The organism is Pseudomonadota bacterium (assembly GCA_013285465.1).
In the GTDB taxonomy this organism is placed as follows: domain Bacteria; phylum Pseudomonadota; class Alphaproteobacteria; order Micavibrionales; family CSBR16-224; genus CSBR16-224.
This window is the reverse complement of sequence record CP053449.1, coordinates 2,412,988-2,431,648: the sequence shown is the minus strand read 5'-3', so window position 1 is coordinate 2,431,648 and position 18,661 is coordinate 2,412,988. Positions and strand designations below refer to the sequence as shown.

General features: G+C 53.0%; 14 protein-coding genes. 6 read left to right on the top strand and 8 right to left on the bottom strand.

All coding sequences use genetic code 11. The features are described 5' to 3' along the window. The first annotated feature begins 96 nt into the window (after positions 1-96). Complete coding sequence (locus tag HND56_11645; GenBank protein QKK06297.1) at positions 97-1,437, top strand: MFS transporter; 1,341 nt, start codon at positions 97-99, stop codon at positions 1,435-1,437. Here HND56_11645 and HND56_11640 read toward each other — a convergent pair. The 5 genes from HND56_11640 to pal all read right to left on the bottom strand — a co-directional run bounded on the left by HND56_11640 (position 1,434) and on the right by pal (position 7,272). After that, a complete protein-coding gene (locus HND56_11640; protein ID QKK06296.1) occupies positions 1,434-2,351 on the bottom strand; it encodes an isoaspartyl peptidase/L-asparaginase in 918 nt (305 codons plus the stop codon). The two genes, HND56_11645 and HND56_11640, sit on opposite strands and share 4 nt — an antisense overlap. Before the next feature lie 18 nt (positions 2,352-2,369). Beyond that, complete coding sequence (locus tag HND56_11635) at positions 2,370-4,277, bottom strand: ATP-dependent metallopeptidase FtsH/Yme1/Tma family protein (protein QKK06644.1); 1,908 nt, start codon at positions 4,275-4,277, stop codon at positions 2,370-2,372. 139 nt (positions 4,278-4,416) lie between these two features. Continuing rightward, positions 4,417-5,775 (bottom strand): tRNA lysidine(34) synthetase TilS, encoded by a 1,359-nt coding sequence (gene tilS, locus HND56_11630; GenBank protein QKK06295.1) that lies wholly within the window; start codon positions 5,773-5,775, stop codon positions 4,417-4,419. A 4-nt stretch (positions 5,776-5,779) separates the two neighbouring features. Continuing rightward, positions 5,780-6,769 (bottom strand): tol-pal system protein YbgF, encoded by a 990-nt coding sequence (ybgF, locus tag HND56_11625; GenBank protein ID QKK06294.1) that lies wholly within the window; start codon positions 6,767-6,769, stop codon positions 5,780-5,782. A 116-nt stretch (positions 6,770-6,885) separates the two neighbouring features. Further along, the gene (gene pal, locus HND56_11620) at positions 6,886-7,272 is read right to left on the bottom strand and encodes a peptidoglycan-associated lipoprotein Pal (GenBank protein ID QKK06643.1); all 387 of its coding nucleotides are present in this window, start codon (positions 7,270-7,272) and stop codon (positions 6,886-6,888) included. A 281-nt stretch (positions 7,273-7,553) separates the two neighbouring features. Here pal and HND56_11615 point away from each other — a divergent pair, with 281 nt between their 5' ends. After that, positions 7,554-9,797, top strand: a complete 2,244-nt coding sequence (locus HND56_11615) for a UvrD-helicase domain-containing protein (protein ID QKK06293.1) — start codon at positions 7,554-7,556, stop codon at positions 9,795-9,797. 15 nt (positions 9,798-9,812) lie between these two features. Continuing rightward, positions 9,813-10,391, top strand: coding sequence for a hypothetical protein (locus HND56_11610; protein ID QKK06292.1), 579 nt, complete (start codon positions 9,813-9,815; stop codon positions 10,389-10,391). 18 nt (positions 10,392-10,409) lie between these two features. On the opposite strand, the gene HND56_11605 is transcribed toward HND56_11610, so the two are convergent. Continuing rightward, positions 10,410-11,345 carry a methionyl-tRNA formyltransferase gene (locus tag HND56_11605; GenBank protein QKK06642.1) on the bottom strand — a complete coding sequence of 312 codons (936 nt, stop codon included), beginning with the start codon at positions 11,343-11,345 and terminating at the stop codon, positions 10,410-10,412. A gap of 93 nt (positions 11,346-11,438) precedes the next feature. On the opposite strand from HND56_11605, the gene HND56_11600 reads away from it, so the two are divergent. Next, on the top strand, positions 11,439-12,113 hold the full coding sequence (locus HND56_11600; protein ID QKK06291.1) for an outer membrane lipoprotein carrier protein LolA: 675 nt from the start codon (positions 11,439-11,441) through the stop codon (positions 12,111-12,113). A gap of 44 nt (positions 12,114-12,157) precedes the next feature. After that, on the top strand, positions 12,158-12,916 hold the full coding sequence (locus tag HND56_11595) for a histidine phosphatase family protein (protein ID QKK06290.1): 759 nt from the start codon (positions 12,158-12,160) through the stop codon (positions 12,914-12,916). Between the two features lie 5 nt (positions 12,917-12,921). Here HND56_11595 and HND56_11590 read toward each other — a convergent pair whose 3' ends face one another. After that, positions 12,922-13,581 (bottom strand): hypothetical protein, encoded by a 660-nt coding sequence (locus tag HND56_11590; GenBank protein QKK06289.1) that lies wholly within the window; start codon positions 13,579-13,581, stop codon positions 12,922-12,924. Between the two features lie 95 nt (positions 13,582-13,676). Next, positions 13,677-14,381, bottom strand: coding sequence for a DUF1013 domain-containing protein (locus HND56_11585; protein ID QKK06288.1), 705 nt, complete (start codon positions 14,379-14,381; stop codon positions 13,677-13,679). A gap of 252 nt (positions 14,382-14,633) precedes the next feature. Between HND56_11585 and HND56_11580 the strand changes: the two genes are divergently transcribed. Continuing rightward, positions 14,634-18,530 (top strand): hypothetical protein, encoded by a 3,897-nt coding sequence (locus HND56_11580; GenBank protein ID QKK04158.1) that lies wholly within the window; start codon positions 14,634-14,636, stop codon positions 18,528-18,530. The last annotated feature ends 131 nt before the right edge of the window (positions 18,531-18,661 follow it).

The window sequence follows — 18,661 nt, the reverse complement described above, 5'->3', positions numbered from 1 at the left end:
ATAAAAACAAGAAAAACAAAAAGAAGAATAAAAAACGGTGTGTGTCCGGTGTTTCAGGCTCTGAAAAACCGGAGGAAATAGAGGGGGTTAAAGGCAATGCGCGATATTATCGGCAGCATTACGGCTTTGATGGCGGGGATTGCTTTCCTGCTGTTGGGAAACGGTTTGCAGGGGACGCTGATCGGCGTGCGGGCGCAGATCGAAGGTTTTTCCACAAGTATGACGGGTTTTTTGATGTCCGGTTACTTTATCGGGCATATTATCGGGGCGCTTTACGTGCCGCGTCTGGTCGGTTTTGTCGGACATATCCGTGTTTTTGCGGCGCTGGCCTCGCTGGCTTCGGCGGCGGCCTTGCTGCATGTCGTCTGGATTGACCCCTATTTCTGGGCGCTGCTGCGGGGCATCACCGGTGCCTGCCTTGCCGGACTGTATCTTGTGACCGAAAGCTGGCTGAACGGTCGCGCCGATAACAAAAACCGCGGCAAACTGTTCTCGCTTTATATGGTGATCAATCTGGCATCGGTCGGTCTGGGGCAGCAATTGATGAACCTGGCCGATCCGGCGGGTTTTCATCTGTTTGTGTTGGGATCGGTGTTGTTTTCCGTTGCCGTGATTCCGGTGGCGCTGACACGTGCCCCCGCGCCTGAATTGCAGGAAACCCTGCGCATGAAAATCGGGACGCTGTGGAAAATCTCTCCCGTCGGAATAACGGGCGCGTTTACGGCAGGTTTGACCAATGGCGCTTTCTGGGGGATGGGCCCTGTATTCGCCTATCAGACCGGATTGACGACCGCGCAGCTGGCCGGATTTATGTCCGCTGTCGTGTTTGGCGGTATGGCGTTGCAATACCCGTTGGGCTGGCTGTCCGACCGCACCGACCGCCGCAATGTTATCGCGTTGATCGCGGCAGGACTGGCGGCAACGGGGTGTGTGATGGGAATGACGGGCGCGGCGGTGCTGTGGCTGCTTTTGATTGCGGCGTTCTTATTCGGCGGCTTTTTGCTGACTTTGGGCGCGCTGTGCAATGCCCATATCAATGACCATGTCGCGGCGAAAGATTTTGTACAGGTTTCGGGGACGATTTTGCTGGTTTCCGGCCTTGGCGCGGTGGCGGGACCTTATCTGGCGGCGCTGGTAATGGAAAGCTTCGGCACATCGGCGCTGTTCTACGGAATTGCGGCTTTAACCTCGCTGTTGCTGATTTACGTGCTTTATGCCCGCACAATCCGCGCCGCGCCGAAGCGGACGGAGGATTTCGTACCGTCCTCAACCGCCATGACGGCAGGCTTTATCAGCCGGATTGACCCGCGTTACCGCGTGATAAAAGAGAAAACCCGCGCCGCAGGAAAGAAAGCCGCAAAGGTTCTTAAAACCGCCGCCGTCAAAACCGCGCGCAAGACCGTGAAACGCAAGGCGAAAAAAACGCAGCAGGATTAGAAAATCGCGGCAAAGTTTTCGGTGTCGGCGGCGCTGCGGCTGCCGCGGAACATGCCGCGGCTGATGAAGGGCATGTGGATTTTGCCCTCCTGTGTGACGGCAATCAGCCCGCCATCACCGTTTAGAGATTTTAATTGTTCCAGCGCGTGCGCGGAGGCGGTTTCGATGTTCTCGTTCAGATATTTCATACGGGCGGCGATGTCATGCGCCATCACGATACGGATAATCTCATCCCCCGTTCCCGTCGCGGAAATGGCGCAAACCCCGTTTTCAGCATAGGTTCCCGCACCGATGATTGGTGTATCACCAACGCGCCCCACGGCTTTATTGGTCAGCCCGCCTGTTGAGGTGGCGGCAGCAAGATTGCCGTTTACATCCAGCGCAACGGCGCCGACGGTCCCCATCGCGGGTTCTTCCTCATCATCAGAAAAATCGAGCTGGATTTTGTTCTTCTGCTGTGCCTGATGCAGCTGTTTTAGACGGTGGTCGGTATTAAACCAGGCATTTTCCACTATTTTCAGCCCGTGTTCGGCGGCGAAATGATTTGCGCCATCGCCTGTCAGCAGCACATGCGGGGAATGTTCCATCACGGCGCGCGCTGCCAGTACGGGATTGCGGATTTTTGTCGCGCCGCCGATAGCGCCGGCTTTGCGGTTTGCCCCATCCATCACGGCGGCATCAAGTTCATGCCGGGTGTCATGGTTATAAACGGCGCCGCGTCCGGCATTGTAAAGCGGGAAATCCTCCAGTATCAGCACGGCGGCGGCAACGGCATCAATCGCGCTGCCCTGCCGTGACAATACGGCATAGCCCGCATCCAGCGCCTCATGTAACACGGCAAGATAGGGGGCGGGGTCGATCTCTTTTGTGATCGTACCCGCACCGCCGTGAATAGCCAGAGCAAAAGGGATCATGCGCGGTGGAGTCTTTTCCTAAGTGCTTTGAGGTTCGATGGAACTGCCAAGATCAACGCCGCCGCCTGTCGGAACGGAGCCTTGTTTTTTCCGTCCGGCTTTTTTCTTGGCGCTAACAGAGGCATTGATGCGTTTGATTTTTTTACCATCGGCCGCATCCTGAATTTCCTGCCCGTTCAGCGTTTCAAATTCCAAAAGCGCCTCTGCAACGGCATGCAGGGATTTTTTGTATTTGGTCAGCGTCTTGTGGGCGCGGGTATAGGATTCGGTGACAATGCGGTGGATTTCCGAATCGATCTTATTGGCTTTTTCTTCGGAAATAACTTTGCTGTCGCGTCCCATGGAATAACCAAGGAAGACTTCCTGACCGCCGTCGCCGTAATTCAAGGGGCCGATTTCATCGCTCATGCCCCATTCGGTCACCATACGGCGGGCGATATCGGTGGCCATTTTAATATCCGACGACGCGCCGGTTGTGACTTTGCCATGGCCGAAAATCATTTCCTCGGCAATACGTCCGCCCATTGATACGGCGAGATCGGCGAGCAACTTGTCCCGCGACATCGAGATACGGTCGCCCTCCGGCAGGCGCATCACCATCCCCAAAGCGCGGCCGCGCGGAATAATCGTGGCCTTGTGTATCGGGTCGGAGGCCGGTTCGTGCAGGGCAACAACGGCATGTCCGGCTTCGTGGAAGGCGGTGAGTTTTTTCTCGTCCTCCGTCATTGCCATAGAGCGGCGCTCGGACCCCATCATCACTTTGTCTTTGGCATCTTCAAATTCCGCCATACCGACAACCTGTTTGCCGCGGCGTGCGGCCAGCAGTGCGGCCTCATTCACCAGATTGGCGAGATCGGCACCGGAAAATCCGGGTGTGCCGCGGGCAATGATGCGGGCTTCGACATCGGCAGCCATCGGGACTTTGCGCATATGCACTTTCAGAATTTTTTCGCGCCCGTCGATATCCGGATTCGGCACAACAATCTGGCGGTCAAAACGGCCCGGACGCAGCAGCGCGGGGTCAAGAACATCGGGGCGGTTGGTGGCGGCAATCAGGATCACGCCTTCATTGGCCTCGAAACCGTCCATTTCCACCAGCAGCTGGTTCAGCGTCTGTTCGCGTTCATCATTTCCGCCGCCAAGACCGGCACCGCGGTGGCGGCCAACGGCATCAATCTCGTCAATAAAGATGATGCAGGGGGCGTTGCGCTTGCCCTGTTCAAACATATCACGGACACGGCTGGCACCGACACCGACAAACATTTCGACAAAATCGGAACCGGAAATTGTAAAGAAAGGCACATTTGCCTCCCCCGCAACGGCGCGGGCGACAAGGGTTTTACCCGTACCGGGCGGACCGACCAGCAGCGCGCCTTTGGGAATTTTCCCGCCAAGCCGCTGGAATTTACGCGGGTCTTTCAGAAACTCGACGATTTCCTCCAGCTCGGCCTTGGCCTCGTCAATACCGGCAACATCGTCAAAAGTGACGCGTCCCGAGCGCTCCGTCAGTAATTTGGCCTTGGATTTGCCGAAGCCCATTGCTTTGCCGCTGGAACCGTGCATCTGGCGCATGAAAAACACCCAGACCCCGATCAAAAGCAGCATCGGGAACCATGAGATCAGAATGCTCCACAGTGTCGGCTTTTCCGTCGGTTTCGGTTTGGCGTTAATGCGGACAGGCGTTTTTTCAAGACGGCTGACAATATCCGTTCCCGGCGGCAGATAGCTCAGGAAGCTGCGTCCGTCGGTGTAATGTCCGTAGATTTCCTCGCCTTGCAGGGTGACATCGGCAATTTTGCCTGAATCGGCATCCGACATCAGATCGGAATAGGAAACCGGTGCGGATGCGCCCTGATGCTGGGGTTTTTGCTGGAACATATTGAAGAAACCGACCAGTAAAAGGATGATGATCAGCCAGAAAAACATATTCCGGCCGAAATTATCATTATCATCGGGGTCTCTTTGATTTTTCGGGTCTTGATCCACCTTTGTACCGCGTCCTTTTCCTGTTTTTATGCCGTTTTATGCCATGCTTCTTTGTCACTATTATAGTAGCACGGCAATTCTAAACAATCTCTATATCTTCGTCAAAAATCGCTTCGGGAGGGCGGAACCGGACGGAAATCGACGGATTTTCACCAAAAACCGCAGAATTCGCCCATGCAAGATGCGGCACGGCGGCAATTCCGTCCGCAGATTCCAGAACAGGCAGCGCCTGCCGTGCGAATCGCGGCAGGGATTTGTATTTTTTTGCAAAATTTTTCCGCTGCGCCGCAGGCAGGAAAGAGAGCCCGCGCGTACCCAGAACATTACAGAAAAGCGGCTTTTCCGGCAGGAAGGGCAATTCTATGCGGAAGCAGCGTCCAAACAGGAAAGCGGTTTTTGTGACGCTTTCGGGGCGTGTGGCGGCAGCCTCGCGGCAGATAAAGACCGTGTCGCCCTGCCGTTCAAAAATACAGCCGCCAAAGGTAAAAACGCCGTGATCGGGAATATTCTCAAGATTTTCCAGCGCGTTATCAACCGTACGCGTGCGAGGCGGGTACGGCTTTCCGGCAAGATCCCGCACGATATTTTGCAAAATGCGGCGGCGGATTTCGGCAGGATAGCCCTGCCAGACATTGCGGTGAAGCGCGGCATAGGCTTCGGGATAGAAAATGGCGCAATCCAGCGTGGCGGCAGCGGTTTCACGGCGGAGCTTCTCACGCAGCCTGCCGAACAGGGCAACAGTTTGCAGGATTTTGATTTTTTCCGACGGCATCTGCGCCAGTGTCTTGCGGATACGGCTGCGCAGATATTGCGGGGCGGTATTGGACGGGTCTTCGATCCAGCCTGTGCCGTGATCCGTACAGACGGCTTTAAGATCGTCTTTTTCAAAATTCAGCAGCGGGCGGGCGATAAGAATACCGCTTTCCGGCTCACGCCGCAGTTTCTCCATACAGGCCAGCCCGTCAATACCGCTGCCGGCCTGCAGGCGCATCCAGAAAGTTTCGGCCTGATCGCCGGCATGATGGGCTAAAAACAGCACCGGAATATTGTTTTCGCGGCAATATTCCGTCATCAAACGGTAACGTGCGTCGCGGGCGCGTTTTTGTATGGCGGTTTTTTGCGCAGTCGGCTGCCAGTCCAGAATATGGCAGGGAATGCCGCGTTTTTTGAGAATGTGTGCCGTCTGTGCGGCTTCGTCTTTTGCTGCGGCGCGCAGATTGTGGTTGACCGTCAGTGCGGTGAGCTGCCGCCCCGTTTCTTTGGCGTAATCCGCCAGTAATAATGTTAGCGCCATACTGTCCGCGCCGCCGGAAACACCGATGGCGATTTTTTCCGGCAGTGTATTTTCAGGAAAGAGTTCTGTGACGGCGGCGGCAAATTCCGCTGCGGAAACCCCGCTGATATCACTGCGGTTGTTATGTTTTTTGACGGTTTTCATGCTATTACTCACAGCCGAGGCGTTTTTGTTCCTGCTTGCTGCGGCTGACGATATCATCAGCCTTGCCCGCGAATTCCTGCTGCAGCTGTGTGAAGGTCAGACAGGCTTCCTGTGTTTTGTCACTGCGCGCCAGCGACAGGCCGAGTTTTAGCAGATTATCGGCGGTTTTCGTGCTTTTCGGATATTTCTGATAGCCTCTGGCAAATTGGCGGGCGGCTTCCGTATATTCGCCGCGCACATAAAAAGTTTCCGACAGCCAGTATTGCGCATTGGCGGCAAGGTTATGATCGGGATATTGCTGCAGGAACTGTGTGAAGGACGTAGCGGCTTCCTTGTATTTATGGTCGCGAATTTGCGCAAAAGCACTTTCATAGGCTTTTTCCGGCGTATCCTGCGGCGCTGTTTGCGGTGCCGCTTCGTTATCCGTGACACGCAATACGCCCAGCGCCTGTGCGCCGGGAGGCATGGTATTTAAAACTTCCGTTCCGCCGCCATGCTGCGGAATGGTCAGGATCGGCTGCGTGGGCGGTGAAACCAGCGGCGGGCGGCTGTCACTTGTGACATTATTATTGCCGGAAACATAAGGTTCCTGCCCGTAACCGGAATGCCCGCCGACGGCGCCGGGAGCGGCCGTGCCGTAACGGGGCGGCAATGTGCCGGTATGTGCCGGCGGTGAAATTACGGGCCGGTTTTTCAGCTGGTCTTCCAGCGTGTCAATGCGGTTTTCCATGGTACGGATTTGATAACCGTATTCTTCCAACCGCCCTGTCAGATGCTGAATTTGCTCTTCCAGATAAGACAGGCGGACTTCGATCTGCGTCATGGTCTGGGCATCGCCACCCATTGCATTATCTGCTGCGGCGGGCGGTTTTTCACCGCGATAGACGGCACGGCTGAGTGTTTGCACCTGCCGTTCCAGATACTGGACGCGGTTTTGAATCTGGTCATCGGGAAGGGCGGAGGATTGTGCGGAGGCTTTGAGAGGAAAAGCCATGACAGCCACAGAAACAAAGCCCGTACAAAGGCAGGTGCCAAGAAATCTTAGCGCCGTGCTATTTGCTGGTTTTTTGCTGTGAACCGTCATGGTTTATCATTTTTTCCGTTGTGCCGTTATTTGATAACGATAACGCCGCGGCGGTTTTGTGCCCATGCATTCGGGTTTGCACCCAAAGCGGCGGGACGTTCCTTACCGTAGGAGATAACCTGAACACGGCTCGGCTCAATTCCCAGCGCGACAAGGTAGTTCCGTACGGCCTGCGCACGGCGTTCGCCCAGCGCAAGGTTGTATTCACGCGTGCCGCGTTCGTCACAATGGCCTTCAATCACGAAAGTCAGGTGACCGTGCTGTTTCAGCCATGTTGCCTGACGCTCGATGGTTTCACGGGCATCAGAGCGCAGCGTGTACTGGTCGTAATCAAAGAAGACGCGGTCGCCGACATTGACAACCAGATCCTGCTGTGTGCCGGGCATAATGCCGCTTTGCTCGACGCCGTCCATAGATGCGCCGTCTTCAAACCCTGTCACCGGCGGACGTTCGTCAACGCCAAGGCCTGTATCGACTTCGTCTTTTTTCGTGCCACAACCTGTGAGCAACAGGGTGAGCGCCAGCACCCATGTAAAATGTTTCAGTTTGTTCATTAATTTAGCCTCCGTTTTCCTGCTGAAGAGTATTTTAGACTTTATAAGGATGTTAGCATTACCTAGAATAGGTGCAAGGAAAATCATATAGAAAAAAACAGGGCTTGTCCCCTATTAATAAGCAACGGAAGCACAAATTCATGCCGGCTACCCCCGCGGAACAAAAAACGGAACAGAAAAGCAACCCTGCCGCCCTCCCTTATCTGGCGGCGCTGAACCCTGAACAGCGGCAGGCTGTGGAGGCTCTGGACGGTCCGCTGCTGGTGCTGGCCGGGGCAGGAACGGGTAAAACCCGCGTTCTTACGACAAGGCTGGGGCATCTTTTAAGAACAGGCACGGCGCAGCCGCATCAGATACTGGCGGTGACTTTTACCAATAAAGCGGCGCAGGAAATGCGGGAACGCGTGTCACAGCTTCTGGACGGACGCCCCGTTGAAGGCTGGTGGATCGGCACGTTCCATTCGCTGGCGGCACGGATGCTGCGCCGCCATGCGGAACGGGCGGAGCTTGAAAACGGTAATTTCACCATTCTGGACACGGATGACCAGATGCGGCTGATGAAACAGATCGCCATTGCCGAGGGTGTGGATGTGAAAAAACACCCGCCGCGCATGATGGCAGGTGTTATCGACGGCTGGAAAAACCGCGCTTTGCGCCCCGAAGATATCGGACGTGACGAGGCAGGCGGGCTGGTCGATGGTAAAATGCCGAAATTATACAAGCTGTATCAAGAGCGGCTGCTTGCGTTGAATGCCTGTGATTTCGGTGATTTGCTGCTGCATATGATTACAATTTTTAAAAATCCGAAAAACAGCGATATTCTGCGGCTGTATCAGGACCAGTTCCGCTATATTCTGGTGGATGAATATCAGGATACCAATACGGCGCAATATTTATGGCTGCGGCTGTTGGCGCAGAAACATAAGAATATCTGCTGCGTCGGTGATGATGACCAGTCAATCTATGGCTGGCGCGGTGCGGATATCGGCAATATTCTGCGTTTTGAAGAAGATTTTCCGCAGGCGAAAATCGTGCGTTTGGAACAGAATTACCGCTCCACTCCCGAAATTCTGCAGGCGGCGAATGCCGTGATCGCCCATAATGCCGGACGGATGGGCAAAAAACTGTGGAGTGCCAGCGAAGCGGGGGAGAAGATCAATCTCCGTCAGGTCTGGGACGGCCCGCAGGAAGCCGCCGAAATCGGTGAGGAAATTGAAAATCTGCAGCGGCGCAAGCACCGTTTGAACGAAATCGCCGTGCTGGTGCGGGCGGGTTATCAAACACGGGAGTTCGAGGAACGCTTTATGACCATCGGCCTTCCCTATCGTGTGATCGGCGGGCCGCGCTTTTACGAGCGTATGGAAATCCGCGATGCGATTGCCTATTTCCGGCTGGTGATGCAGCCTTCCGATGATCTGGCCTTTGAGCGCATTATCAATACACCCAAACGCGGCGTTGGCCCTGCGGCGCTGGAAAGCCTGCATAGTTTTGCGCGGCAAAACCGGTTATCGCTGTTTGAAGGCTGCCTGCGTATTGTCCAGACGGATATTCTGCGTCCAAAGCTGAAACATGTGCTGTCAGGGCTGATGCAGGATTTTCTGCGCTGGCGTGCGCAGCTGGCGGAGTTGCCGCCTTCTGAGCTGGCAGGGATTATTCTGGAGGAATCCGGCTATATCGAAATGTGGAAGCAGGATAAATCCGTTGAAGCACCCGGCAGGCTGGAAAACCTGAAAGAGCTGGTTGCCGCCGTTGGCGAATTTGAAAATATCGGCGGTTTTCTGGAACATGTCGCGCTGGTCATGGAAATGCAGCAGAATAATCATCAGGATATGGTGACGATTATGACCCTGCATGCGGCGAAGGGGCTGGAATTTGACACGGTTTTCCTGCCGGGATGGGAGGAAGGCGTGTTCCCCAGCCAGCGCACATTGGATGAAAACGGCATGGCGGGGCTGGAGGAAGAGCGCCGCCTTGCCTATGTCGGGCTGACGCGGGCGCGGAAAAATCTGTATATTTTCCATGCACAGAACCGTATGGTCTACGGCAACTGGTCATCAGCCATCCCTTCGCGTTTCTTAGGTGAATTGCCGGAAGAACTGGTCGAAGCGCATTCCGATAGCGGCGTTTATTACAGCCATCAAAGCCGCCGCGAAACGCAGTTTTACGTGCCGCGCTCCTCCGTTCCGGAGGCGAGTGCTGTGATTGATGTACAACCATCGAAAAAACGCAGCGAGGCGGGGATTGCGCTGGGCAGCCGCGTGACCCATGACAATTTCGGCAAAGGTACGGTGATCGGCGTAGAAGGCAATAAGCTGGATATCCGTTTTGACAATGCAGGCCGCAAAAAGCTGATGGAGCGTTTTGTGCAGATGCTGGAGGGTTGATAAGTCTTGCGCATAGTGGCTTTTATTTTTAGATTTATTCTTTCGGTAACCACCAATAAGTCGGCTTACTATCGTAAACGTAGGAAACCCTCCAATATCCGCGTTGCTTCAACAAAGAAAGCACTAAGCGGTAATCTCATAAAAGGTAAAATAAATCGTCTGCCGCGCGCTGGGGTTTTATACGTTGTCGACGGAGATACAGTGATTGTGTCTAAGAGGTGGAGAAAAATCACAATTCGGCTAGATGCTATAGACTGCCCCGAAGACGGACAATATTGGGGGGATGCAGCCAAATATGGCCTTATTAAACTTATCGGTGGACAAAGAGTACATATTGAAGAACATGGAATAGATGTTTATGGAAGAACTCTGGCGACAATTTACGTTTTTGATAAAAATAAAAATGATTGGCTGAACGTGAATGAAAGGATGGTTACTTTGGGTCATGCTTGGGTTATGCGTAGATTCTACAATCATTTACCTAAAGACAGGCAAGGCAAGCTGAATCAATTGGAGAGATGGGCTAAATCAAAAAAAATTGGGTTATGGCACGCGCCAAATCCAACGCCACCATGGCAATGGAGAAACAAATAGAGCGTTAAAAGTTTCTTCTCAGTCAAAAGTGTCGCCAATACTGACCGTACCACCATTCAGGAAGCTGGCACCGTCCATGGCTTTTTTGCCTTCGGGCTGGACGGAGGCTAGGGTTAGGGCGGTGCCTTTGCCGCAGGCCACGGTCAGATTTTTATCCAATATTGTGCCGGGGACGGCGGGTTGCGCTGTGGCAACAGTTGCGGCGTGGATTTTCAGGCGTTTTGTTCCGTGCGCGTACAGGCACCAGACGCCCGGCCACGGGGTAAGGGCGCGGATTTTGCGCTCTAAGACATCCGCTGTTTCCGACCAGTCGATTTTGCCTTCTTCCCGCGTCAGCATGGATGCGTAACAGGTGTCGCCGCCCAGTTCCGCTTGCGGGATGGGTTTGGGCGGTTTGTCCTCTGCGAAAGCGGCAAGGGTTTTGATGGCTAGATCACTGCCGATAGCGGCAAGCGCGTCATGCAAAGATGTGGCCGTCGTTTCGGGCGTAATCGGTGTGCTTTCCATCATCAGAACGGGGCCTGTATCCAGCCCTTTTTCCATCTGCATAATGGCAACGCCGCTTTTTGCATCACCTGCCAGAATGGCGCGCTGGATGGGAGCGGCACCGCGCCAGCGCGGCAGTAGTGAGGCATGGATATTGATACAGCCCAGACGCGGCGCATTTAAAATGGCGGTGGGCAGAATCAGCCCATAGGCGGCGACCACGGCGATATCGGCATTCAGCGCCTGAAATTCCTCCCGTGCGGCGGCGGATTTGAAATTTTCCGGCGTCAGCACTTTCAGGCCGTTTTCTGCGGCATATTGATGCACGGCGGAGAGCTGCGGCTTTTTTCCGCGCCCTGCCGGACGCGGCGGCTGGCTGTAAACGGCAATGACATTATGTCCCGCTTTTACAATGGCTTCCAGTGCGGGAACGGCAAAATCGGGCGTGCCCATAAAGATAATTTTCAGCGCTTTTGTCAAAAAAATTCCCCAATATGAAAAAAAATGTGTTAGGATTTTCACCGCATGTTTAACGGTAACATATCGCAGGGTGATAAGTGAATGCGACAGTTTTTGTCTGCTTTAACGCGTTTTTTTTCCATTCTCGTTTTAACGGCGGTTTTTTCCGTCGCGCTTCCGCTTAACGCGGTGCAGGCCGCGCCGCATCCTGCGGAGGAACGGCTGAAAACCGTCAGCAAGATTGAAAAATATCTGCGCGATCTGAAAACCATGAAGGCGCATTTTACCCAGACGGCGCCGAATGGCGAGAAAACCTCGGGCGTGTTTTATCTGCAGCGCCCGGGCAAGATGCGGTTTGAATATGACCCGCCGATCGAGGATTTTATCGTCGCAGACGGCTTGTTTATCTATTTCTATGATGCGGAGATGGAAAACCAGTCCAGCACGGCCATCGGCAATTCGCTGGCTGATTTTATTTTGCGCGAGAATATCCGCCTGTCCGGCGACATCAAAATTCTGGATATCACGGAAGGCATGATGGCGGAAGATAAAACGCTGGAAGTGACGCTGACGCAGACAGCCGATCCGGGGGCGGGGAATCTGACGCTGATCTTCCGGCAAAAGCCGATGCAGCTGGTCAGCTGGGTTATTCATGATGCACAGGGGCTGACGACAAGTATCGCCTTGTGGGAATCGCATAGTAACATTCATTTGCCTGATGAAAGCCTGTTTCGCTATCGCGATCCGAAGCTGGGCCGTGCGCTTTATAATGATTAAGAATAAAGACATAAGAATAAGAAGAATTTGAAAGGTAATACAAAATGACGGAAAAGAAAAAAGGCACGCTGATTGTTCTGCGTCACGGTCAAACCGGCTATAACGCCGCAAAGAAAATGACGGGGCAGAAAAATGTGCCTCTGACCGAAAAAGGCGAAGAACAGGCGCGCGGCGCGGGGAAACTGCTTGCTGCAACACATGTGGACAAGGTTTATGCCTCGCCGCTGGACCGCGCCTTTAAAACGGCGGAGCTGATTTTGGACCATATGGATGATGCCGCCACCGCACATTTGAAAAATGAGGACGGCACATGGAATGTGCATCAGGATTACGACATTATGGAGCAGGATACCGGTGATTTTACCGGACGGCATTACAAGACCGACCCTGATATTATCGCCTTTGACCGCCAATATGCGCAGGCTTTTCCGGGCGGTGAAAGCGCCGCGGATGTGCAGAAACGTCTGGAGGAATTTTACGACCGCGAGTTAAAACCGTTGCTGGAAGACGGCAAGACGGTGATGGTGGTTTGCCATTCCAATGTTGTCCGCGCCTTTAAATTGCTGGCGGGTGAGGCGACGCCGGAAACCTATCATGAACAACGGGCAAAAGTGAAAAACGCCTCCCCCTGGGTGCTGGAATTCGACTCCTGTGCCACCAAAGTCAGCGCCAGCTATATGGTTGAAGACCGCATCGCTGCACAGCCGCCGACAAACGACAATGCTTCCGACAAGAATGATGTTGATGGCGTTAGCGGTGCGAAGCAAAAGAAAGACCGCCCGGCAAACAGACGTAACGGCTGAAAATATTACATTCCCTGAATTAGGATATAGGAAATCGTATCAACTATTTCCGTCGCGCGTTTATTTGCGCTGGTCTTTGGGATATTGCCGTCTTTCGTGAATATATGGCTTAGGGCATTGATAGCTTTGTTGCGCACTTCCTCAAAGAGGATGATTTGTTCTTCACTCAAAGGGCGTCCCTCAAGCTGTTTTTGGACGTATTCATCACGATTTCTATTTTCAATGTATTTCTTGGTATCCTCTGATGAGCGGGGCGTTATTTGCATTTCCGCCAGAGGTAAGGTGGGGTGGTATCTTGCTTTAAGTTTTATCCATTTTAGTGCATGTCCTATATCCCGCCATCCGCTTCCGATACCGTAATATTTGTTTAGGGTGCTTCCCAATATGGCAGCCTGTTTTTCAAGCTCTTGAAGCGCGGGAAGGTTGAGTGCTTCGTGAGAACAATCAGCCTGCATATGGCTCTCTTTTGTTGAGGTAGCTGGAATATGTTCTTTTGTCGCCTCAAACTCTTTCAGGAATATTTGTAAGTCATATAAGCGGTCGCAGGACTTTCGTAATTGTGGTGAAAGGTTGTCTGCCCCTTGCGCGAAAGTTGTCGCTAGGAAGTAGCCTGCGATAAGAATTGAATAGCAAAGATGTCGGCATGCGGTTTTCTTTTGTGTCATGGCGCTCAGTTTAGAGGAAGACCGACATTAGGAACAGAAAAACCCGCGCTTTTTCAAACGCGGGTTTTGAAATTTTTTGATAACCGAATCGGGTTTTAAGCTTCGGCGCTGCGTGCTTCGACGCTTTCCGTTGTGCTTTCTTCCGTGGCGGCATCTTCTTGCGCAGCTTCCGCAACAGGTGCATCCGCAGCAGCGGGTGTTGCTTCAGCCGCGTCTTTTTTCGCGGCGGGTTTTTTCGCAGCAGCTTTTTTCTCGGCGGCTTTGGCTTCGCGCTCAACACGGCGCTGTGCGCGTTCCAGCGCTTTTTCAAAATCGTCGCGCTTGCACAGACCCAGCAGCAGCGGATCCTGCGGTTTCAGATTCGGCGTGCTGATATGGCTTTTATCGCGGATGGCCTGAATGGTCGGTTTGGTTGTACCGATCAGCTTGGCGATTTGTGAATCCATCAGCTCGGGATGGGTTTTCAGCAGCCATGCAATCGCATTCGGCTTGTCCGCGCGTTTGGCAACCGGCGTATAGCGCGGGCCTTTTGTGCGCGTTTTCGGCTGCGGCAGGTCCGTTTTCATCATCGTTAAACGGCGTTTGGAGTCCTTTTCACAGGCTTTAATCTCTTCTTCCGTCAATTCCTGACTGGTGACGGGATTCGCGCCGATAATGCCGCTGCCGATTTCGCCATCGGCAATCGCCTGAATCTCAAGCTTGTGCAAACCGCAGAATTCCGCGATTTGTTCAAAAGTGAGTCCCGTATTATCAATCAACCATACGGCGGTGGCTTTTGGCATCAAGGGGTGCTGCGCCATTGTCTTCTCCTTAAAATCTCAAAGTTTTGTTGAGTAAATTCTTTTGCGATGAATAGCAAATGCAACATGTTACTCTGCGGTTTATAGGGGATATGGACAAAAAAGTCCATTACTTTTACGGAGAAACAAAGAAATTTTCGAAATTTGTTTGCATAATACGGAAAATAATGATATGTTATCCACTAATTCGTTAACAAAGAATGAACGGCGGAGACGTCCGGTGATTCTCGGTATCAAGGGTGTTTTAGAGACATGGCAAATCAATTGACAGTCGATGAGCTGAAGGAAGAGCTTTTAAAATGGCAGGAAACCCGCGATTTCCTGAACCGCGAGATTGCCGCCGTTGAACAAAGCACGACCGCCATTTCCATCTGGATGGCCGAAAATAAAGACGATATGTACCGCACCTATTTTGCGTTGAGCGATGCGCTGCGCAAGAAGGATTCGGCGGCTTTTGAAAAAGCGCTGGATGAAGCGGGCGATCTGGCCGGGACCGTCCTGAAAACCCCCCTTACTGACGGAAAAACAATCACAGAAACTGCGGAAAAGATTTTTGGCGGCGACAGTGCCTCGAAAGCGGAAAAGGCTGTCTATGAGCGTCTTTCGGCGATTCCGCTGGAATTCCCCGAACATCTTTACACGCCGGTTGAAACGCCGGAAGAGGTGAAAACCGCAACAGATACGGATGCGCCGCTGGATGCGGTTGTCGAGGCAACGGCAAAGGCCAAGATTGAAGCGGAAAAAGCCGAAAAAGCCGAAAAAAGCAGCTGGGCATCGAAAATGTGGCCTTTTGGCTCGACCCAAAAAGAGAAACCCGCCGATGTCATGGAGAAAATTCAGGAAGTCCGCGGCGAATTGTTGGGCTTGAAAACCTCCAAACCTTTCTATGTGAACAGCTTTTTCGATTGGCTGGAATCCATGCATCTGCCGCCGGAAGGCCGCCCCGAAGTGCTGGGCGACGGCGATTACAATGACTATCTGACGCGTACCTACCGCAATCCTGATTATCTGCTGCGTCAGGTCTATAATGACTGCAACGAAACCCTGCAGGTGATTTTCGAGGAAGTCTGTGAGAATGCGCAAGCCTATGATTCCCTGAAATCCGTCTTTACGAATCAGGATCTGGACCATCTGGGTGCGGCGATTACGCGCTATAAGGATAATAAAGAGATCGTGAAGGGCTTGCTGGAAGAAACGGGCGAGCCGTCTCTGGTTGCGTTGGCGCTGTCCAGCTTTGATGCCGGAGAAAAACGTACGGGCGCTTTTGAAGTTGCGGTTGATGCCGCACCGGAAGAATTGACGATCAAGGATAAAGACGGCAATGCGCTGACAAACGGCACAAATGTCTTTGACCGCGTTTTTGAACTGGTCCTGGAAAAAGACGCAAGCCTGATGCCGGAAGCGCTGGGCTATACTTATGAGGCACTGAAACGCCGCGGAAAGGATAAAGATTTATCCGCCGTTGCATTGGCTGTTGTCGCAGCCGTTTCCGATGAAGATGTCAAAAAACTGATTTCCGAGGTGCAGGAGCAGGAAAAAGCCGCTGCTGCCGCCAAAAAACAAGCGGAAGCGGACGCCAAGGCCAAAGCCGCTGCGGAAAAAGCAGCCGCAGAAGCCGAAAAAGCCAAGAAAGAGCAGGATGCGAATCCGGAGCAACAAGCGGCACCTGCGGAAGGCCGGCAACAAGGCCCGCAAGGTCAGGACGGACAACAAGGCGCAGACGGCCAGCAAGGTCAAGACGGTCAACGGGCTACGGAAAAATTGACGCCGCTGCAGATCGCCGCGCAACAAGGCAATACCGACATCATCCGCATGTTGATGGCCGCGAAAGAAAAGGTTGATTTTGAAACGCAGTCTTTCCCGCAAAGCTCGAAACTGACGACGGTTCTGCAGGTAACGGAAAAAGATCCGGATAAAACCAAAGCGGTGCTGCATGAATTGTTCCGGATTATGGGACGCGATACCTCCGCCGTTGACTTCTATGTCGATATGCATACGGCCATTACGGAGGGCAAAACGCAGAAAACCGGAAATCTGCTGAAAAATGCCAGCCGCGAAATGCTGGAAGAATGGCTGCTGATCCGCTCCGCCTGTGAGCCGGAAGCGGAACATGCCATGGATGCGCTGCTAGGCGTTGCCAAAACCGAAGATGCACGGGCGTCCCTGTTCCAGACGGCGGTCTCCGTCGGTGTGCCGCCTTTTGCGCCGGAACAGCAGAATGATACCAAATTGCGCAAGATGAAAGAGCGCCTGCATGCGCTGGCGGAAAAAGCCATGACCTCGGGCAAGACGGCAGATATCGGTATTTATACCGGTACGGTGCAGTTTGTCGCGGCAAATACGACACGGACGGAATTTGCGGATATGATTTCACACAGCACGGGCTTCCAATCCTCGCTGCTGGGGAAAATCATGAAAAATGTCGATCCCGAAGGTATTTACGGTTCCGTTCAGTGCCTGAAACCGCTGGAAGAGGCCTTTGATCAAAAAATTGAAATGGCTGATGCCTTCCATGTTGCCGGCGAAGGCGAGAGCAATAAGGACAATGCCGCACGGTTGTTCGGTATGGCCGATCAATATGCGGGTGATTACATTCAAAGCCCTGCGGGTGACACGGCAACGGTTCTTTATCCTGAAAAACTGAGCCATATCTATCATGCTTATGATGCGGTCGGTTATTTCTCCGGCGCGAAAAGCGGCCAGAGCGAAGCCGCCATCAATAAAGAAAACGCAACGACCTATATCAATGTTTTGGAAAAACGCCCCGGTTATATCCGTATCGGTGACGATCTGCTGCGTGCCGAAAACTGGGATATGATGATCTTTAACGGTCAGTACGGCGATCTGGAAGTCTTCAAAAACGGCACGGATAAAATCTCGCTGTCGCTGGAAGAAAGCCGCGTTGACGAAGTGTTTAAAGCGGCAATGGACGGCAAAGACAGCTTTGTCGCCTTTCAGGATATGCTGCTTTTGGATGCCGCGACATTTACGACTCTGCGCTATAACGAGGCTGCCGGTGAAGTCGTGTTTGATCAGGATATTCTGGTGTCTGACGTCACGAAAAAGGAATTCGATGCGCTGGCGAAAGCGCTGCAGGAGAAAAATGACGGCGTTTACAGCCTTGATGCCGAAAACCTGCTGATTAATACGAAAAAAGTCGACGGTGTTTATACGCGCACACTTGCCTATTACGACCCCGATGCGCCGTCAGGTGAAAAAGAATGGGAAGAATCAACAGTCGAACTGTTGGTGAACGGTCGGACGATTTTCACAAAAGATCTGTTCGGCGAGCGTGATTACGGTCTGGAGACCGATATTTCCGCGCAGGAGCAGAAAGATGCCGCCCTGTCGGCGAAAATTGCGGAAGATATCGCCGCCCGCGCGAATTTTGAAAATATTGCCGAAGGTTTGACGGTGAATAAAGAAGCCGTATTGGCGGTGAAATCTGCGGAAGATACCGGTATGGATACGCTGACGGTCATCGGTTCCAGCCGTTATGTGCTGGAATATTTGCAGGATGTTGCAGAAGAAGCGCCTGCCGCCGCAGCGAAAAACGGCAGCGGCGTGGCGAAAAGCTTTAATGATGCGTCAGCAGGCAGCAAATTCTCTGCCGCTGCGGAAGAACCGCAAGTGCCGCGCGCAGCGACAAAACCTGCACGGAAATCCGTGAACTGGGTCAATGCCGACCGCATTCTGAAAGAGCCCTTTATCGAAGTGAAAGGCGGCAATTTTGAAGTCGTTGTCCATGGCGAGGAAATCGCGATGAAAGCGGCGGAAAAACACCGTGCGGCTGTGAAAAAGACGCATACGGAAGTCTTTGATGACTTCCTGTGCAATAAGGATGATCTGTGCGAAGCCAGTATTTACCGCGGCGAAGCCCCGCGTGTGGTGCTGAAAACCGGTTCCGAGGATGTTTCGGTGGATGTGAATGCCGAAGATATCAAAAAGGCCGCCAAAGCTTTGGGGCTGAAAGAGACGGTTCTGACAGAGGACACACCGGCCGGAAAACGCGGTAAACTGCAACAGGCCGCCATCCTGCACTTCTATCGCAGTGACAAGCAGCGCAGTATCAGCGAAACCCTGCAGGGGCTGGAAGCGCAGCGCGCAGCGGAGAAGAAAAACAAAAAGAACGCGCCGAAAGCGGGTTGACGGTTTTCTGACATTTTTAATATTTTACCTTAATGAATCTTAAGAATTTTATGCTAGCATAAACTATGTAAGCGGGTTGCCTTTTGCTGCCCGCTTCGTGTATGAGTATTTTTGCGCGTTTTTGATAAAGA

What these genes read in the sequence shown, in the direction of transcription:
- HND56_11585 (QKK06288.1), bottom strand. Translation starts at nt 14,381, where the DNA reads ATGGCGCAGCACCCCTTGATGCCAAAAGCCACCGCCGTATGGTTGATT.
- tilS (QKK06295.1), bottom strand. Translation starts at nt 5,775, where the DNA reads ATGAAAACCGTCAAAAAACATAACAACCGCAGTGATATCAGCGGGGTT.
- HND56_11635 (QKK06644.1), bottom strand. Translation starts at nt 4,277, where the DNA reads ATGTTTTTCTGGCTGATCATCATCCTTTTACTGGTCGGTTTCTTCAAT.
- pal (QKK06643.1), bottom strand. Translation starts at nt 7,272, where the DNA reads ATGGACGGCGTCGAGCAAAGCGGCATTATGCCCGGCACACAGCAGGAT.
- HND56_11640 (QKK06296.1), bottom strand. Translation starts at nt 2,351, where the DNA reads ATGATCCCTTTTGCTCTGGCTATTCACGGCGGTGCGGGTACGATCACA.
- HND56_11600 (QKK06291.1), top strand. Translation starts at nt 11,439, where the DNA reads ATGCGACAGTTTTTGTCTGCTTTAACGCGTTTTTTTTCCATTCTCGTT.
- HND56_11580 (QKK04158.1), top strand. Translation starts at nt 14,634, where the DNA reads ATGGCAAATCAATTGACAGTCGATGAGCTGAAGGAAGAGCTTTTAAAA.
- HND56_11595 (QKK06290.1), top strand. Translation starts at nt 12,158, where the DNA reads ATGACGGAAAAGAAAAAAGGCACGCTGATTGTTCTGCGTCACGGTCAA.
- HND56_11590 (QKK06289.1), bottom strand. Translation starts at nt 13,581, where the DNA reads ATGACACAAAAGAAAACCGCATGCCGACATCTTTGCTATTCAATTCTT.
- HND56_11645 (QKK06297.1), top strand. Translation starts at nt 97, where the DNA reads ATGCGCGATATTATCGGCAGCATTACGGCTTTGATGGCGGGGATTGCT.
- HND56_11615 (QKK06293.1), top strand. Translation starts at nt 7,554, where the DNA reads ATGCCGGCTACCCCCGCGGAACAAAAAACGGAACAGAAAAGCAACCCT.
- ybgF (QKK06294.1), bottom strand. Translation starts at nt 6,769, where the DNA reads ATGGCTTTTCCTCTCAAAGCCTCCGCACAATCCTCCGCCCTTCCCGAT.